General features: G+C 53.5%; 18 protein-coding genes. 13 read left to right on the top strand and 5 right to left on the bottom strand.

Annotation, left to right across the window (positions count from 1 at the left end; genetic code table 11):
- The first annotated feature begins 3 nt into the window (after positions 1–3).
- From CRO33_RS08675 to CRO33_RS08695, 5 genes are read left to right on the top strand one after another with little or no spacing between them, the layout of a single operon-like run.
- Positions 4–936: an ABC transporter substrate-binding protein gene (locus CRO33_RS08675; RefSeq protein WP_097117850.1), complete on the top strand. Its 933-nt coding sequence runs from the start codon at positions 4–6 to the stop codon at positions 934–936.
- Between the two features lie 9 nt (positions 937–945).
- On the top strand, positions 946–1,458 hold the full coding sequence (locus CRO33_RS08680; RefSeq protein WP_097117851.1) for a GNAT family N-acetyltransferase: 513 nt from the start codon (positions 946–948) through the stop codon (positions 1,456–1,458).
- A 9-nt stretch (positions 1,459–1,467) separates the two neighbouring features.
- Complete coding sequence (locus tag CRO33_RS08685; protein ID WP_097117852.1) at positions 1,468–2,388, top strand: amino acid ABC transporter permease; 921 nt, start codon at positions 1,468–1,470, stop codon at positions 2,386–2,388.
- Complete coding sequence (locus tag CRO33_RS08690; protein WP_058962363.1) at positions 2,372–3,166, top strand: amino acid ABC transporter ATP-binding protein; 795 nt, start codon at positions 2,372–2,374, stop codon at positions 3,164–3,166. Before CRO33_RS08685 ends, CRO33_RS08690 begins: the two co-directional genes overlap by 17 nt.
- Entirely contained in the window at positions 3,166–4,071 is a 906-nt protein-coding gene (locus CRO33_RS08695) for an ABC transporter substrate-binding protein (RefSeq protein ID WP_097117853.1), read from the top strand. The genes CRO33_RS08690 and CRO33_RS08695 overlap by 1 nt, the downstream gene beginning before the upstream one ends.
- Before the next feature lie 95 nt (positions 4,072–4,166).
- Here the strand turns inward: CRO33_RS08695 and CRO33_RS08700 are convergent, their stop codons facing one another.
- Entirely contained in the window at positions 4,167–5,528 is a 1,362-nt protein-coding gene (locus CRO33_RS08700; protein ID WP_097117854.1) for a putative bifunctional diguanylate cyclase/phosphodiesterase, read from the bottom strand.
- 401 nt (positions 5,529–5,929) lie between these two features.
- Here CRO33_RS08700 and CRO33_RS08705 point away from each other — a divergent pair, with 401 nt between their 5' ends.
- The 3 genes from CRO33_RS08705 (at position 5,930) to CRO33_RS08715 (ending at position 7,730) form a co-directional block, all read left to right on the top strand.
- Complete coding sequence (locus tag CRO33_RS08705) at positions 5,930–6,490, top strand: non-canonical purine NTP pyrophosphatase (protein WP_097117855.1); 561 nt, start codon at positions 5,930–5,932, stop codon at positions 6,488–6,490.
- Positions 6,487–7,281, top strand: coding sequence for an SIR2 family protein (locus tag CRO33_RS08710; protein WP_034829783.1), 795 nt, complete (start codon positions 6,487–6,489; stop codon positions 7,279–7,281). Before CRO33_RS08705 ends, CRO33_RS08710 begins: the two co-directional genes overlap by 4 nt.
- A 74-nt stretch (positions 7,282–7,355) precedes the next feature.
- Entirely contained in the window at positions 7,356–7,730 is a 375-nt protein-coding gene (locus tag CRO33_RS08715) for a YebG family protein (RefSeq protein WP_097117856.1), read from the top strand.
- A 147-nt stretch (positions 7,731–7,877) separates the two neighbouring features.
- On the opposite strand, the gene CRO33_RS08720 is transcribed toward CRO33_RS08715, so the two are convergent.
- The gene (locus CRO33_RS08720; protein WP_097117857.1) at positions 7,878–8,984 is read right to left on the bottom strand and encodes a Fic family protein; all 1,107 of its coding nucleotides are present in this window, start codon (positions 8,982–8,984) and stop codon (positions 7,878–7,880) included.
- 555 nt (positions 8,985–9,539) lie between these two features.
- Here CRO33_RS08720 and CRO33_RS08725 point away from each other — a divergent pair.
- A complete protein-coding gene (locus CRO33_RS08725) occupies positions 9,540–10,166 on the top strand; it encodes an outer membrane protein assembly factor BamB family protein (protein WP_237448841.1) in 627 nt (208 codons plus the stop codon).
- Positions 10,167–10,247: 81 nt separating this feature from the next.
- On the opposite strand, the gene CRO33_RS08730 is transcribed toward CRO33_RS08725, so the two are convergent.
- The 3 genes from CRO33_RS08730 to CRO33_RS08740 form a co-directional block, all read right to left on the bottom strand.
- Entirely contained in the window at positions 10,248–11,708 is a 1,461-nt protein-coding gene (locus CRO33_RS08730) for an MFS transporter (RefSeq protein WP_097117858.1), read from the bottom strand.
- Between the two features lie 89 nt (positions 11,709–11,797).
- Complete coding sequence (locus tag CRO33_RS08735) at positions 11,798–12,490, bottom strand: RraA family protein (protein WP_097117859.1); 693 nt, start codon at positions 12,488–12,490, stop codon at positions 11,798–11,800.
- Between the two features lie 3 nt (positions 12,491–12,493).
- Complete coding sequence (locus CRO33_RS08740) at positions 12,494–13,471, bottom strand: hydroxyacid dehydrogenase (RefSeq protein ID WP_097117860.1); 978 nt, start codon at positions 13,469–13,471, stop codon at positions 12,494–12,496.
- Positions 13,472–13,950: 479 nt separating this feature from the next.
- Between CRO33_RS08740 and CRO33_RS08745 the strand changes: the two genes are divergently transcribed.
- Genes CRO33_RS08745 through CRO33_RS08760 form a run of 4 tightly spaced genes read left to right on the top strand, consistent with a single transcriptional unit; the run spans position 13,951 to position 17,138 of the window.
- Positions 13,951–14,349, top strand: coding sequence for a DoxX family protein (locus tag CRO33_RS08745; protein WP_058961083.1), 399 nt, complete (start codon positions 13,951–13,953; stop codon positions 14,347–14,349).
- A gap of 39 nt (positions 14,350–14,388) precedes the next feature.
- Positions 14,389–14,865, top strand: coding sequence for a GlcG/HbpS family heme-binding protein (locus CRO33_RS08750; protein ID WP_097117861.1), 477 nt, complete (start codon positions 14,389–14,391; stop codon positions 14,863–14,865).
- 2 nt (positions 14,866–14,867) lie between these two features.
- Positions 14,868–15,524 carry a sugar dehydrogenase complex small subunit gene (locus CRO33_RS08755; protein ID WP_097117862.1) on the top strand — a complete coding sequence of 219 codons (657 nt, stop codon included), beginning with the start codon at positions 14,868–14,870 and terminating at the stop codon, positions 15,522–15,524.
- Between the two features lie 21 nt (positions 15,525–15,545).
- The gene (locus tag CRO33_RS08760; RefSeq protein WP_097117863.1) at positions 15,546–17,138 is read left to right on the top strand and encodes a GMC family oxidoreductase; all 1,593 of its coding nucleotides are present in this window, start codon (positions 15,546–15,548) and stop codon (positions 17,136–17,138) included.

Raw genomic sequence — 17,138 nt, forward strand, 5'->3', positions numbered from 1 at the left:
GCTATGCAGAAAAAATCCCTTATTGCGCTGATGTTGCTGAGTCTAAGCAGTGCGGCTTTGGCTGAAGACGTGGCGGTGAACGGTCAGCAGATCAGCATCGAAGCCAATAAAACACCAGTGAACACTGCGGAAAATCCCGCTGCGGTGGCGCAAATTCCGGCCGGACATAAGTTTGCCGTGCCAGGCTCATTTACCGTGGCGGTGGCCGCACTGAACTCCCCGCCATTAACCGTATTTAGTGATGACAACAAAACCCTGCTCGGCAGCGAAGTGGATATCGCCCGTCTGGTGGCCGACAGCCTGGGATTGAAACTCAATGTGGTGCCGACCTCGTGGGAAGACTGGCCGCTGGGCGTGGCTTCCGGCAAATATGACGCGGCGATTACCAATGTCACCGTGACCAAAGAGCGTAAAGAGCGCTTCGATTTCGCCACCTATCGCAAAGATTCCCTGGGTTTCTACGTGAAATCCAGCAGCCAGATTAAGTCCCTGAACAAAGCCGAAGACATCGCCGGGCTGCGCATCATTGTGGGTTCCGGCACCAACCAGGAAGCGATCCTGCTGGCGTGGGACAAAGAGAATCAGGCGAAAGGACTAAAGCCTTTCACCCCGGTTTACACCAAAGATGATGCTGCGCAAACGCTGGCGCTGCAGTCCGGTCGCGCCGATGCCTACTTCGGTCCGAATGTGATTGGCGCGTGGAAAGCCGCGTTAACTCATCAAACCAAACTGGTGGGCAGCGTGGATGGAGGTTGGCCGAAAGCCGCTCATATCGCGGTGACGGTAAAAAAAGACAACGGTCTGGTGCAGCCGATTAACACCGCGCTCAACGGCGTGATCAAGAACGGTGATTACGACAAGGTGCTGAACCGTTGGGGTGAAGGCGTGGAGCGTCTGGATCGCTCTGAAATCAACCCGGCCGGTCTTGGCGACTAAGGAGGCTGCATGAGCCAGCAATTTTTCCGCGAAGTGCATCCTGAGGCCGCTGAGTTGCAGCCGATTATCACCGGTCTGTTTGGCGAGTATGCGGCACGTTACGGTGATTTCTTCAAAAGCTCCAACGAGGTGGAATTAACCGAGTGGTACTTGCCGCCGCGTGGGCTGTTTATCGTGCTGGAGCGTGACGGCGAGATCATCGCCATGGGCGCCTATAAACCTTATGACGAGGTGACCGCGGAATTTAAACGCATCTGGACGCGTAGCGATCTGCGCCGTCAGGGATTGGCGCTGCTGATTTTGCAGGAGCTTGAACGGCGTGCGTTGCGTGCCGGTTATCAGCGCGTGTTCCTGACCACCGGATTTCGCCAGCCGGAAGCCGTTCAGCTGTATATCGGCCACGGTTATCAGCCGCAGTTTGCGCTACTCGAAGATATGGAAATCTACAGTCAGCCACCTCATGACGGACGTTTACGCTTCCTCAAGGTGATCGATGTGCACAGCGTGGCGCAGGCCAGCTAAGGAGTTGAGATGAGTCAGGAAAAACATTTAACCGTGGTGCCCGCACGCTATCCAGGAAGGATCATCGGGGCGATTGTCGCACTGTTTATTCTCGCCAGCGTGATTGATTCGGTGGCCTTTAATCCTCGTTGGGAATGGCGTGTGTTTGCCCGCTGGTTTTTTGATCCGGTGATTCTCACAGGGCTGGGGCAAACGCTGTTACTGACGTTGTTTGGCACGGTGCTGAGTTTGATTTTTGGTGGCCTGCTGGCGCTGGCGCGGCTCTCTTCATCATGGTTATTGAGCACGCTGGCGTTTGGTTACATCTGGCTATTTCGCTCGCTGCCGCTGATTGTGGTGCTGATTATTCTCTATAACTTCTCCTACCTGTACGACACGCTGTCGCTCGGCGTACCTTTCACGGCACTGTCGTGGGGCCATTTCCAGACCATCAATGTGCTGGGGCAGTTCCCGGCAGCGGTGATTGGATTGACGCTGGTGCAGAGCGCCTACAGTGCGGAGATTATTCGCGGCGGATTTTTGGGTGTCGATCACGGTCAGTTTGAGGCAGCGTCGGCGCTGGGATTGTCCTCGTCCCGTCGTACCTTCCGCATCATTCTGCCGCAGGCATTGCGCGCCATTATTCCCACCACCTTTAACGAAATCATCAGCCTCGCCAAAGGGACTTCCATGGTGTATGTGCTGGCGATGCCGGAACTGTTCTACACCATCCAGATGATCTACAACCGCACGCAGCAGGTGATCCCGCTGTTAATGGTGGGTGCGGCCTGGTATCTGATTATCACCACCGTATTGTCACTGCTGCAGCACAGCGTTGAACGTTGGCTGGCCCGCAGCGTGACACGTGAACCGCAACCGTCGCGCTGGCGTCAATGGCGCAATCGCTCTGCTACCGCCAATGAGGAGCTTTCTCATGTCCGAAGCCATTGATTATCGCAATCTGCACACTACCGGTGCCATCAGCATTACCGGCGTCAGTAAGTCATTTGGTAAACACAAAGCGCTGGATGACGTCTCGCTGGAGCTGGAGCCCGGCTCGGTGACGGTGATTCTTGGCCCGTCAGGATCAGGGAAATCCACGCTACTGCGCACCATTAATCATCTGGAACGCGTGGATGAAGGGTTTATTCAAATCGACGGCGATTACATCGGTTATCAACGGCGTGGTGACAAGTTGTATGAGTTGAAAGAGAAGGCGATTTTGCGCCAGCGCATCAACGTCGGTTACGTGTTTCAGAACTTCAATTTATTTCCCCATCTGACGGTTTTAGACAACCTGATTGAAGCACCGATTGCCCATCGTCAATTGTCACGACGCGAGGCGATTGAAAGGGCGGGAGAATTGCTGGATATCGTGGGATTGCGCCATAAAGCTGATGCCTGGCCGCGCCATCTGTCAGGTGGCCAGCAGCAGCGCATCGCGATTGCACGTGCGTTGATGCTGAATCCACGCGTGATGCTGTTTGATGAACCGACCTCGGCGCTCGATCCTGAGTTGGTGGGTGAGGTGCTGGACGTGATTAAGAAGCTGGCACGCTCCGGCACCACCCTTGTGATTGTCACGCACGAGATTGGTTTTGCGCGCGAAGTGGCGGATCAGGTGGTGTTTATGGTTGATGGCCGTATCGTCGAACAAGGCAGTACGCACCAGGTGTTGAACCAACCGCGTCATGAGCGTACGAAACGATTTTTGGCGCGGGTGCTGTAATGGAGAGAGTGATAGTCAGTGCGCTGGCCGCATGGTTGTTAAGCTCGCCACTGTGTGCCGCAGAAACGCTGGATGCAAAAAACAACGAAACGCCAATCCACATTCCGGCTAACCCGCAAGCCATCGCCAAAATTCCGGCTGGATTTCATTTTGTGACGCCGGGATATTTGACGGTCGCCACTTCCGCATCCAATTCCCCGCCAATAGGCTTGTGGGCATCAGACAATAAAACGCTGATTGGTAGCGACCCTGATTTCGCCCGGCTGCTGGCCGACAGTTTGGGGTTGAAACTCAAGCTGGTGCCTGCCGCCTGGGAAGACTGGCCATTGGGCCTCACCGCCGGACGTTATGATGTGGCGATGTTTAATATCGCGGTGACGGAAGAACGGAAACAGAAGTTCGATTTCGCGACTTACCGCGCGGATAACCATGCGTTCGCCGTGAAAACGGACAGTGCAATCACGGCGATCAAAGGGCGCGAGGACGTGGCGGGTAAACGCATCATTGTCGGTTCCGGTACCAACCAGGAGAAAATTTTGCTGAGTTGGGATGCGAAAAACCGTGCACAGGGGTTGGCTCCGGTTCAGCCGATATATCTCAATGATGATGCCTCAGCGACGCTGGCGTTGCTCTCCGGGCGCGCCGATGCTTCATTTGGCCCACAAGCCATGGCGGCATGGAAAGTGGCGTCACGCGGTCAAACCAAAATCGTCGGTCACGGTCCGTTCCGCGCCTGGGTGGCAGTGACGACTAAAAAAGGTAATGGGCTGGATGTGGCATTACAGCAGGCGATCAATGGAGCGATAACCAGCGGACAGTACCAACAAGTGCTGGCACGCTGGGGAGAACAGGAGGAGGGCGTGGAGGCGTCACAGGTCAATCCGCCTGGAATTGTTTATCAATAATTTTTTTGTAAATGCCTGATATCCGTGATATCGCCGAAGTGATACTTTAATCCTGTACATAATGGCGGCTCAGCTGCCGCCATTGCAAAAGTCTCTTACGTGGTGGCTTTACGGATCCAAAGCGCAGCCTCTCCCGCAGGGAGTGGACGGGCAAAGTGATACCCCTGAAACAGATTACACCCTTTGTCGCGCAGGTAGTCGAAATACTCTTCGCTTTCGATCCCTTCAGCCAGAACGTTCAATCCCATTTCACGCGCCAGTTCAATGGTTTTATGTACCACAATCCCGGCAGATTCGTTGTCAAAAATATGCATGATAAGCGATTTGTCGATCTTGATATCATCAATCGCGAAATCACTGAGCGATTTAAGCGATGAGTAGCCCACACCAAAATCATCAATTGCCCACTTAATGCCCAAATGACTAAAGTGCGAAATCACCGAACCAATGCGTTTCTGATCATAAATAAAAGTGGTTTCCGTGATTTCAAATTTTAATCTTTCCGGACTGATTCTGTGGTGCGAAAGTGTTAACAGTGTGTCCTGAGTAAAATCACGATGCATCAATTGTAATGGGCTTATATTAATGGAGAACATCAAATTGCTAATATTGTGAACACGTTGCCAATCCGACATCTGCTGCAGTGCGCGTTCCATCACCCATCTTCCAATCTCGATGATCAATCCGCTTTTCTCTGCGATGGGGATAAAGACCTCAGGTGAAATAAAACCTTTCACAGGGTGCTTCCAGCGCAGTAACGCCTCGAAGCCAACCAGTGTTTTATCAACATCAACCTGTGGCTGGTAGTATAGTTCAAGCTCATTGTTTTCAATGGCGCTTGAGAGTTCGCGTTTAATCAAATCGGTTTCAGAATAATCACCGCAGCAAGTAAAGGCGGTAAGCAGCAATGCGACGATGGGGACACCACAATTCACAAGATAAAAGCCTTTTTCTTTTGGAATATTCAATTGAAAAGCGTTATCGTGCCACGTCAATCCCGTCATGATGAAAAATAGATAAATAACCAGGCAAATTATCGGAAAGATTTTACTGAGATAATTGTTCTGCTGGCGTAACACTAAAGCAGAACCAATCGTTAAAGCAATTAAATAATTATATTCTGAATGTTTCCCAGTTGCGTGATAATTATCGATTAATAGCAACGCGATGATGACGATAAGCAATGCGTGTACAATGATATACAAATTACGCCTTAACCCAGAACAAAAGGCTGCACTAGTAATATATACACCCAAAGCTGTACTCATGCTGTACAAGCAAGTGACATCATAATGACCATTTAAAAAATTTAATAATCCCATCCAGAGCCCGGCAATAATACTGGATGTCCCTGCAATAAGTAAGGTTAAGCGGAGTTTCTTTTCCAGACTATCACCTTTAAACAGGAAAGGGAGGTTGCGAACCATACAATATTTAGAATTGAAATAAGAGATCATGAGCTATTCTCAATTTTTATGTCATCATGGTTTAAAAGTTGATTAGGGTATTTGAGGCAGAACGAACAGATTGTTTCGTTGATTTCCCCATTAATCCTTAACTCCGTTGGTGTCTGGCGTGGCATCTATTAAGGCATTCTTATCAGGTGATTATGATAGCTTGGGATATCCCGTCATGAGTCGATTTCATGTTTCAGGCCGGTTGTAGTCAACGTCGTCAACTGAGCCAAAGCATTTTCTGAACATTAACATTGTTCCTATCCAGGGACAAATCTGCACGTTAGAATGAAACGTGAGCGCCGCTTAAGTTCATCCTGATATTAAGGCGCAATCACCTGAGCTGGACAACCTTCAGCTTGACAATCATTTATGGTCACACCCCATTAAAATAACGGGTTGCAATGAAAATTCGTTTCCTATCTGCAAATGAACTCAAGCTGGCTGAAGTGCGCACCATCCTGGAGCCGGTCGGCGTCGAAGTCATTCCCATTGCCCGCCGCATCGAAGAGATACAAACAGAAAATGAAGTTGAACTGGTACGTGACAAACTCACCAAAGCCTTTTCCATCATTGGGCGTCCACTGTTTGTTGAGCACACCGGCCTGTATCTGGATGGGCTGAATGGATTGCCTGCCGGATTGACGCGCATTTTCTGGAGCCGACTGAACGCTGAGCGCTTCACCAAACTGGTCAGCGGGCTGGACACCCCAAGCGTCACCGCCAAAACCGTGCTGGGCTATTGCGATGGCCGTAAAATGTACCAGTTTGAGGGTGAACTGCGCGGCACCATCGCACCGGCACCGGCAGGACCGCGCGAGTTTCAGTGGGACTGCGTATTCATTCCAGAAGGCCATTCGCAGACCTTCGCCGAAATGGGTGAATTCAAAAACGAAATATCCATGCGCCGCCTGGCACTGGATCGTTTCGCCACCTTTCTAAAAACATCACGGGGACTGGCATGAAACCGGAACTCAAACGCGCCTACGATGCAGGCAAACTGATCCTGTTTGCGGGCGCGGGTATTTCACGCAATCTGGGTTTGCCGGAGTGGCATGAGCTGATTGCGCATCTGGCCAAAGAACTGGGTTACGATCCGAAGATCTTTAATACTTATGGCACACATCTTTCGCTGGCGGAGTACTACAAGCAGCGCAAAGGTTCGCTCGGTCCGTTACGCAGCTGGATGGATCGTGAGTGGCATCGCCCGGATATTGACGTACGCAGCTCTGAAATTCACACCATGATCACCCAAGGTAACTTCTCACGCATCTATACCACCAATTACGATCGCTGGCTGGAGATGGCGCACGAAGCTCACAATGTGCCGTACAGCAAAGTGGCGAATGCGGCGGATTTGGTGTCATTGACCGAAGACAAGCGTCATATCATTAAACTTCATGGTGATTTTGACGATGATACGTCCATTGTGCTGGATGAGAGCAGCTACTTCGAACGCCTCTATTTCGATTCGCCGCTGGATATCAAACTGACGCATGACGTGATGGGCAACTCGGTGTTGTTTGTCGGGTACAGCATCAGTGACTTTAACATTCGTCTGTTATTCTACCGGCTGACCAAGATGTGGGGCCGCACGGGATTGGCTACCGCGCGCCCCAAATCCTACTTGTTCACCAACCGCAATAATCCGGTGGCCAAAGAGGTGCTGGGGCAGTGGGGCATCGAAATGATCGTTTCAGAAGAGGACGATCCGCGCAAAGCGCTGGCAACGTTTCTGGAAGAATTACTGGCTTAATGAGCAGAAAATGTTTGCTCAAAAAAGTTTGCTTAGAATATACTGTATATAAATACAGTTAACCGAGGTGCATCATGGCAGTCGAAACCAAATATGTTGTTGTCAGAAAGGGTGAAGAAAAAATGACGTTTGCCAATAAAAAAGACGCGGATGCCTGGGACAAAATGCTCGATATGGCGGACGCCTTCACCGACTGGCTGCAGCAGCATCAGCCTGAGCTGGGTGAAGCACAGGCTGAAGCGTTAGGCATGTTACTGGCTGAGCAGAAGGATGCGGTGCAGCATATCCTGCGTACCAGCAAATTACCGGATGCGGTAAAAGAAGATGCGACAGCCGAAGTCGAGACTGAGGCTTCTGTCGAATCTGAACCCTCTGCGGAATCTGAAGCTTCTGCCGAAGCAGACACCGGTAAACCCGAAAAGAAAGTGCGCGCGGTTAAAGCTGCCTGATACTTTGCTGAGAGCTGAGAGCTGAGAGCTGAGAGCTGAGAGCTGAGAGCTGAGAGCTGAGAGCTGAGAGCTGAGAGCTGAGAGCTGAGAGCTGAGAGCTGAGAACTGGGAGCGGCGAGAATGTCGCTCCTGTTGCCTCACTACACTCTACAGCTTGATCTGATAACGCGTACTACGCCCACCGCCCGGTAATTTCTCCAGACAACCTTTCTCCAGTAATTCCGTCAAATGGCGCGTCGCCGTGGCTTTACTGACCTTTGCCACTTTTTGATATTGGCTGGCGCTGATGCCGTCTTCAAACCCTTGTTCTCCGCCATCGAGCAAGCGATTCAATACGCGATTTTGCTCAGCGTTCAATTGGGCATTGTGATGAATCAGCCAGAATTTCGCTTTGTTCTGTATCCGCGTGACCGATGCCAGCGCCTCTTCCAGACTGTCATTAAGCACATCGAGGAACCACAGCATCCAGGCAGTGATGTCCAAATCGCCACGCTGTGTCTCTTGCAAAATCCGATAATAATCCGTGCGACGGGTCAGAATTGATGACGACATGGCATATAACCGGATGCTTTGGCTGTCTGCTTGTGCCAGCGCCAAATCCGTCAGCGCACGCGTAATACGGCCGTTGCCATCATCAAAGGGATGTAGCGTGACAAACCACAGATGACAGATGGCGGCGCGCAGCAGTGGATCGAGTTGAACCTCGTTATGGCTGTGATTAAACCAGCGAATAAACTCATCAAGCTGCAGTTCTAGCCCGTCGCGCGGTGGTGCTTCAAAATGCACGGTTGGGCGATCGATACGCCCGGATACCACTTGCATCGGCTCCTCACCGCGCAAACCACCCACGTTCAGACGCTTAATCGTCCATTCACTCGACGGGAAAAGCCACTGATGCCACTGGCATAACCGCTCAAACGTGAGTGGCGTATCGCGCTGGGTTATGGCATCCATCATCATGGTGGCCAGTCCTTCGGATCGTTCGGAGACGGGATAGGGCTGCTCCAGCGAGACACCTAATCGCCGCGCAAGGGAAGATCTGACCGATTCGGCGTTAACATGCTCATCTTCAATGGCGGAGGAAGACAGGATGTTGGTGAGCAAAGTATTCAACGTTTGCGTATCGGTGTTATCGGATATGCTTGCGCGGCCCAGCAAAATGCCTCGCTGCTGCTGGAGATAGCGCAATCGTGGCAGGAGTTTTTCCTCTTGCCAGCGAAAACTTGGCCAATCAGGTTTCTGCCATATCCACATATATTGCCTCATATCATTTGCCAGTGAGCCAAACAGTCTGGTGATTAGGCTCAATTAATGAGCCATAAAGCCGCTTTATTCGGCTCACATAATGAGTTGAATGATACTGCCTAATCGGCTCAAACGCCAGTTCATTCAGCCCACCAACGAATGTAAGCCGCATGAGAAGGCGAAATGGGTGGCGATTTCAGGCTGAAATTTTAGGTGAGCCAGGAAAGGGTCTGTGTGCCAGATGGCGACCTGAGCGCCGCCATCTGGGAAAATGAAGTGACTATCGCTGTAGCAGTGATGGAGAGCAGATCAATGGGTGAAAAGTGAAAATGTTCCAGAGTAGTAGCTCACCATCCACGCCACATACACCAGCCAAACCAGTAACAATCCCGCTAAGCCTAATTTACCTGTCATGTTGCATTCCTCTTGTTATTTGGCGTCATGCGCCCTGTAAGGAATAAGCTGACAGGATGGTGAGGTAGCGATCTTGCGCCAGATCAAAAACAGCAGGATTTTGCCGCGGAAATGCGCAGACAAAAATTGATCGGGATAGGATATGGGTGTTTGCCCCTGCCTCAACCAGCCTTATTCGCTATTTACAACGATATGCCGAACTACAACATTCTGGTGCCGCGTGCGAAAGCCGATGCGATGGGCTGGAAACCCCGCGATGAAATCCCGTATAACCCACACGATACCGGTCATGCGGAAGGGGCGGGCGATCCACAAATCGGCGTGCCTTACGCGGTGAACGTGAATGCGGGGTGGCGCTTGCCGTACACCGGCATGCTGTGTAAAGAGCCGCCATATGGTGGCATCCGCGCCATTGACCTGCGTGATGGCCGCACTATCTGGGATCGTCCACTGGGCACCGCACGTCGCAATGGCCCGTTTGGTCTGCCAACCGGATTGCCAATTAACATTGGTACGCCGAATAATGGCGGCTCTGTGGTGACATCCAGCGGCCTGATCTTTGTCGCGGCAGTCACCGATGACTTAATCCGCGCCATCGACATGAAAACCGGTAAGGAAGTGTGGAGCACGGAACTGCCTGCAGGAGGCCAGGCCAACCCCATGATCTACACGCAAAATGGACGTGAGTATCTGGTGATTGTCGCGGCAGGGCATCACTTTATGGAGACGCCGGTGGGCGATTATGTGCTGGCATACGCGCTGCCTGAACAGAAATAACCTCCATTGAAAACGGGATTAGGCTGCGGCCTAATCCCGTCATAAACACATTGTCATCACATCCCTTTGGTCATCACGCCCTCAGGGGTTCACCTCTTCCAGGCGGCGATTCAGCGTGCGTGGACCAAATACACCAATGGTAAACACCACAATCGCCATCGCGCCGGAAATCACGGCAAACACTGAACTGACCCCCATCTCACTCAGCACCCAGGCAATGGTAAAACCTGACAACATGCCGCTGATACGACTCACCGAATAGACCAATCCAATCGCTTTAGCGCGGAAACGCGTCGGGAACAGTTCGGCCTGATAGGCTCGGTAGGAGAAGGTCATACAGGTGCTGGCCAGCGACAATAGCAGTCCCAACGTCACCAGCATCACCGGTTGCGACTGCCAGGAAAACACCGTGCCGACGAGGGCAATGGCCAGCGCGGAACCACTCACCAGCCACTTACGCTCAATGCGATCGGCAAAGCTCATTGCCACCAGCGGCCCCAACGGGCTGGCAAAAGCAATCAGGAAGGAATAGAGCAAACTGTGGGTAAAGGTCACACCTTTTGCTGCCAGCAGTGTCGGGATCCAACTGGCAAAACCGTAATAGCCAATCGACTGAAAGAAGTTGAATACCAGCAGCATGAGGGTGCGACGGCGGTAAGGCGGACGCCACATCTCATTTTTCACTGCCGGTTTAGATTCAATGGGCTGCAACAAAGGGTTATCAATGGCAGGCAGCGTCGCGCCGGTGGATTTAGCCACGCGCGCTTCCAGTCTGCGTACTACGTCTTCCGCTTCTTTGTAACGGCCTTGCTCAACCAGCCAGCGCGGGCTTTCGGGTAAGCCCATGCGCAGGATCCACACCAGCACCGCGCCGATACAGCCAAACAACACCACCCAACGCCAGCCGCTCAGCCCGAGAATTTCCTGGGGGACCAGCTGCCATGAGAGGAAAGCGATGGTCGGAATCGAGGTGTACTGGATGGCCTGCACGAAGGCATAAGATCTGCCGCGCAGACGCGCCGGAATGAATTCGGAGACATAGGCATCAATGGTGACCAGCTCGGCGCCAACGCCAATCCCCGACACAATGCGCCAGAACACAATGGAAAACGGATGGTGCTGAAACGCCATAATGCCACTGGCGATCGCGTAAACCAGTAATGCGATAATAAACACCTTTTTGCGCCCGATGCGGTCGGCCAGATTGGCAATCAACAAGGTGCCGAGGAAAACCCCGAGGAACATCGCCGCGACAAACGCCCCCAGGCTATGGGGATCAAAAAAGTTATGGCTGCCGTGGGAAAAAATCCCCTCACGCACCATACCGGGACCGATATAGGCGGTCAGGAACACGTCATACACTTCAAACCACCCCCCCAACGCCAGTGCAAAAATAATCAGCCACAGCGGGCGGGCGGCAGGTAAGCGTTCCAGACGCGCAGAGAGTTGCGCACCAAATGCTTTGCCTTCTTCTGGTGTGAAGTTGTCACGCCAGGTCATCGGCGGGGGGATCGACTCGCTCAGCGAAATTTTTTTCAGCACGGTAGGGTACTCCGTTGTTTTTATAATGGTTTGTTAAGGGCTGGCCGGATGGCCATACCCGATAACACAGGTGATTCAGGGTGTTAACGTTAAACCGGGCAGCCTTTCGCACGCAGAATCGCGTTGAAGCGCTCAGGGTCGTTGTTGCCTGCCACGTTGCTGGCGCGGATCTTCTCCTCACGCTGGGCATGTTGCTGTACGCGAGGCAGCAGCACACTCAGCTCATCCTGCGGGATTGCAATCACGCCGTCGGCATCTGCCACGATCAAATCGCCCGGTGAAACCACCAGTCCTGCACAGTGCACCGTGGTGTTCACTTCACCAGGGCCTTCTTTAGAAGGGCCGCGCAGGGTGTTACCCCGTGCCCAGCAGGCAATACCGCCTTCTGCCCATTCATTCAGGTCGCGCACGGCGCCATCAATCACAAAACCGGCAATCTTTTTGGTGACGGCAGAGGTGCGCATCAAGCCACCGATCAGCGCCTGAGTCAGATCGCCCGAGCCATCGACCACAATCACATCGCCCGGCTGCGCCATCTCGATGGCTTTGTGGATCATCAGATTATCGCCAGGACGCACCTTCACGGTGATGGCCGGGCCGCACAGCACCAGGTTGGCATCGTTGTGATAAGCCTGTAAGCCAAGCGCACCAACACTGCGCCCCATGGAGTCGCCAATGTTCGGCACCGGCAAGGCACGGAAGGCATCAATCACGCCCGCATCAATCTGTGCGCCGCGCTCACCGATGAAATAGCCAATCGGCCAGTCTTTATGGATGGTCATAGGTTAACTCCGGTTTAACACCTGCGGATTGACGCAGGCGGATGGGTTGATCTGTTGGTTATCAAGAAAAGCGAGACACTGACGTGCTGCGCTCTGTGCGACGGCATCCAATGCCTGCGGGGTGGAACCGCCAATATGCGGGGTTACGATCAGGTTGCTGAGCGTGCGGAAAGGATGATCGGCAGCCAGCGGCTCAAGGGTCACCGTGTCCAGCGCTGCGGCACGCAGTTGCCCGCTTTGTAACGCGGCAGCCAGCGCGTCTTCATCAATCAATTCACCGCGAGCGGTGTTGATCAGCGTGGCGTGAGCAGGCAACTGTGCCAGGCGTTGCGCGTTGATCATCAAACGGGTTTTGGGCGTGACCGGACAGTGCAGACTCAGCACATCTGCCAGTGGCAGTAAATCGTCGAGTGAATCACAGCGTTGCGCGCCTTCGAAGTCACCATCAGCCGGAGCAGCGGGATCGAAAAATGCGACCTGCATCCCAATCACTCTCGCGAAGCGCGCCACGCGGCGGCCGATTTCGCCAAAGCCGACCAGACCCAGGGTTTTGCCATGTAGTTCTTCGCCATCACCGCTGCGGGTCCAGCGCCCGGCGGCGACTTCCTGCTGAAAATAGGGCAGACGGCGCGCGCAGTTCAGCATCAGCGCCAGCGTCAGTTCGGCAACAGATTGCGCATTGGTGGCTGGCGTGGTCAGCACCGGAATGCCGCGTTCAGTCGCGGCAACCACATCAATATTGGTGACGCCCACGCCGTGTTTGCAGATGATTTTCAGCGTTGGACAAGCGTTGATGGCTTTCGCGTTCAATTCAACGGTGCGCGAGATCACCGCGTCATACGCCACGCTGCTCATACGCTGTTCAACTTCCGCAACGTCATTGGCGTCATCCAGATAATCGACCACACAGCCTGCTTCAGCGAGCAGTTCACGGCCGCCCTGGCCGAGGCTGGTAGTGGTCACGAGAAAGCGATAAGTCATGTCGGTTCTCCGATAGGGTTTACGTCATCCTGGCATCGACAACCGATAAAAAATATTCTGCGAAGGTTATTAATTCATTCCTGGCAGGAATAATGCCCTCAGACGGAAGTTGAAACGTCACTCGCCATAACGTTGGAATTTTGTAAACAAACAGATCGCATATTGCTGGGACAGTGTTCTGCTATACGCTTTAGGATTTTTACTTAAAAAATCGTTAAAAACGTAGAGTTAGCGGAGCGCAGCGGCCGTATATCAGCAGGCTAAAGACCGCATAAATAGTGTGATCCACTTCAAAAACCTCCCTCAGTACCCTGACGCCCCTCAGTTATTTTATCGTCGTTGTTTTGAGCAAAGTGCACCGCAAAGTTGCACAACTCATCCATTGCGCGTTTTTTAGCCGCACGAAATGATAAATGTAACTAAAGTTATAGAGTGTACCGTTTGGTTCATTAACAACTACATAATAGAATGGTTACATCATGTCTCACTCAAAAGATCTCTTCGCTGTGCTCGGCCGCGTCATGGCGGTGGGTCTGTTCTTCGCTTCGGGTCTCGACAAAATCACCCACTACGCAGACAACCTACAAACCATGGCGAACAACGGTGTTCCCGCCTTTTTCCTGCCGCTGGTGATCCTGCTGGAAGTGGGGGGCGGTCTGGCCATTGCCTTTGGTTTTCTGACGCGATTCACGGCCATTTTTATGGCGGTGTTCTCGGTTCTGGCCGGATTCCTGTTCTATCAGGGATATAGCCACGCACACCTGATGGTGTGGTTAAAAAATATCTCCTGCGCTGCCGGTTTCCTGATGCTGTGTCTGAACGGCGGCGGTAAATGGAGCCTCGATCATCTGATTCAGCAACGTCTAGCACGCCATTAAGATTTTCACCTAACCCTTTAATTATTCAGGATAAAACCCATGAAAAAACTCCCGACAGTGCTGCTGTGCGGTGGACTTTTCTGTGCCGCGAGCCAGGCCGCCGAACCCGTTAACCAGGTCGCCGTATTAACCCATCACCAGGCGCAACAGCTGGTGGAGAAAGCTGAGCAGATTATTGGCAGCCATCACACCGGCGGCGCGATTGCGGTGGTCGATCCTTTTGGTCAGCTGATCGCTTATGAGCGTCTGGATGGTGCCACACTGGCCAACAGCGAACTCGCGCCGAAGAAAGCGCACTCAGCCGCCGCCTTTGGCGTGCCGACGTCCAGCTTCCAGCAGAAAATCGCTGCCGGTAATGTCGGCATGCTGGGTAACCCTGTGGTGGTGCCGCTGCCTGGCGGTGAGCCAGTGAAAGTGAACGGTGTGGTTGTGGGCGCCATTGGTGTCAGCACGCCAGATGGCAACGTGGATGCGGAAGCGGCGCAGGGCGCGCTGTCGGCGTTGAAAGCAGGTTAGCCATGGAAAGAAGACGTTTTTTACAACTGATGATGGCCACACCGGTCATCGTTTCAATCCCGTTGCAACCCCTGTTGGCCGCACCTGCTGATGCCTCACAAGCGCTGCTGTTGCGCGCCAGTGAACTGCTAACCGGACGCCGTGGCCTCGATATCGGCATTTCTGAACGGTTATGGACGCTGCTGTGTGAACAGGATGCAGGGTTCCCGGCTCAGCTAGCGCGCCTGATGACGCGTCTCAATGCGTTGCAAAGCGAAGATCGTGAGCAGATCGTCGCGCAACTCGATGACGCGGACGTGAAGACCGCGCTAACGATTATTTCGCCGTGGTATCTCGGCTATATCGGTCATCCGTCTACGACCAAAGCGGTGGATGACGCGCACTTCGTGACCTTCCTGTCGGCGCTGATGTATGAGCCCACGCGTGATCACACCATTCGCCCAAGTTATGCCAGAGCGGGCGGTGATTACTGGGCTGAAGTGCCTCCGGGCGTCACAGCGCCACCGATGTCCACCTTGATCCGCGAATGGGGCGATCAATCGCCCCTCGCCGCAAAGCAGATTAAGCAGCCTGATGCACCCTGGTTACTGATGGTGCAGGGCAAAGCCAAAACCCTCGTGGAAGCCGAGGCGATGCTGGCGCAGCACAATACCCTATAACAAGAATCGAGCAGGTACATCATGAGTGAATTTGATGCCGACGTGGTGATCGTCGGCTCCGGTGCGCTGGGCGCCAACGCCGCTTATCAGCTGGCGAAAGCGGGCAAATCGGTGATTATGCTGGAAGCAGGGCCTTATATTCCACGCTGGAAAGTGGTGGAAAACTACCGAAACGGCGCCAGTAAACGTAACTGGTGCACGCCATATCCGAATCTGCCGTGGGCACCCAACTCTTACACCGAAGGCTATATCGATGCCAAAGGGGATGACGATTTCGAATACGTCACCAGCTATTTACGCGTGGCCGGTGGCAGTACGCGTCATTGGGCATCCGCCTGCTGGCGCTTGTTACCCAACGACTTCAAGCTGAAAAGCGTGTACGGCGTTGGCCGCGACTGGCCGTTTGAATACAGCGAGCTGGAGCCCTGGTATGTCAAAGCCGAGCGTGAAGTCGGCGTCGTCGGCACCGCCAATGAGGACCAAAGCGGGCAAGGGCGCGGTCACTATCCGCCACGTTCAGCGGAATATCCGCTGCCGCCGGAAGCCAAGCCGTATATGGTGCAGCGCATGCAATCAAAGCTGGGCCCGATGGGTTATCAGGTGATCCATGAGCCGCACGCGCGCGTGTCACGTCCCTATGATGGCCGTCCGGCTTGCGCGGGCAACAACAACTGCGAACCGATCTGTCCGATTGGCGCGATGTATTCCGGTGATATGCACGTCGATAAAGCCGTGGCGCTGGGCGTGCAGTTACGCACCGAATGTGTGGCCTGGAAGCTGGAGAAAGGCGCAGGTAACAAGATTGTCGCGCTGCACTACCGTCAGCCCGATGGCAAAGACACGCGCCTCACCGCCAAAACTTTCATCATCGCTGCTCACGGGCTGGAAACGCCGAAGCTGCTGCTGATGAATGAAGTGGCCAACAGTTCCGATCAGGTCGGTCGTAACCTGATGGATCATACCGGTTTGAGCCTCACTTTCCTCGCTGACGAACCGCTGTGGACCGGGCGCGGTTCAGTGCAGCACGGTACTATCGCCAATCGCCGCGATGAAGCCAGTCGCGCACAGCACTCGGCGATCCGTTATTCACTGCGTAACCTGGTGCCCAACGTTGATGTCACTGTGCCGTTGCTGAAGCAAGGCATGATGGGGCAAGCGCTGGATGATGCGATTCGCGACCGCGCCTCGCGCATCATGAACATCAGTACCATGAGTGAAACGCTGCCAAGTCCGACCAACCGCGTGACGCCAAATTACGATCGCAAAGATTCAATTGGCCTGCCGATGCTCAACGTCAATTACCATCTTGATGATTACGTGCGCGGTATGCGCCCGCAGGCGTACAAGGATTTCGCTAACTTCCTGCAGGCCTTTAACGGTGAAGTGATTGAAGCCCCGACCGGCTGGCGTAATCAGTATCACATCATGGGCACCACCATCATGGGGGATAATCCGCGTGATTCGGTGGTCGATGCGCATTGTCGTAGCTGGGACCATCCCAATTTGTTCCTCGCCACCACCGGCGTGATGCCGACCTCTGCCACGGTGAACCCTACGTTGACGGGGATCGCGCTGGCGTTGCGTATGGCCGATACCATCGCGAGGGAGATCTGA

The sequence above is a fragment of the Pantoea sp. GL120224-02 genome, assembly GCF_900215395.1.
Lineage (GTDB): Bacteria > Pseudomonadota > Gammaproteobacteria > Enterobacterales > Enterobacteriaceae > Pantoea > Pantoea communis.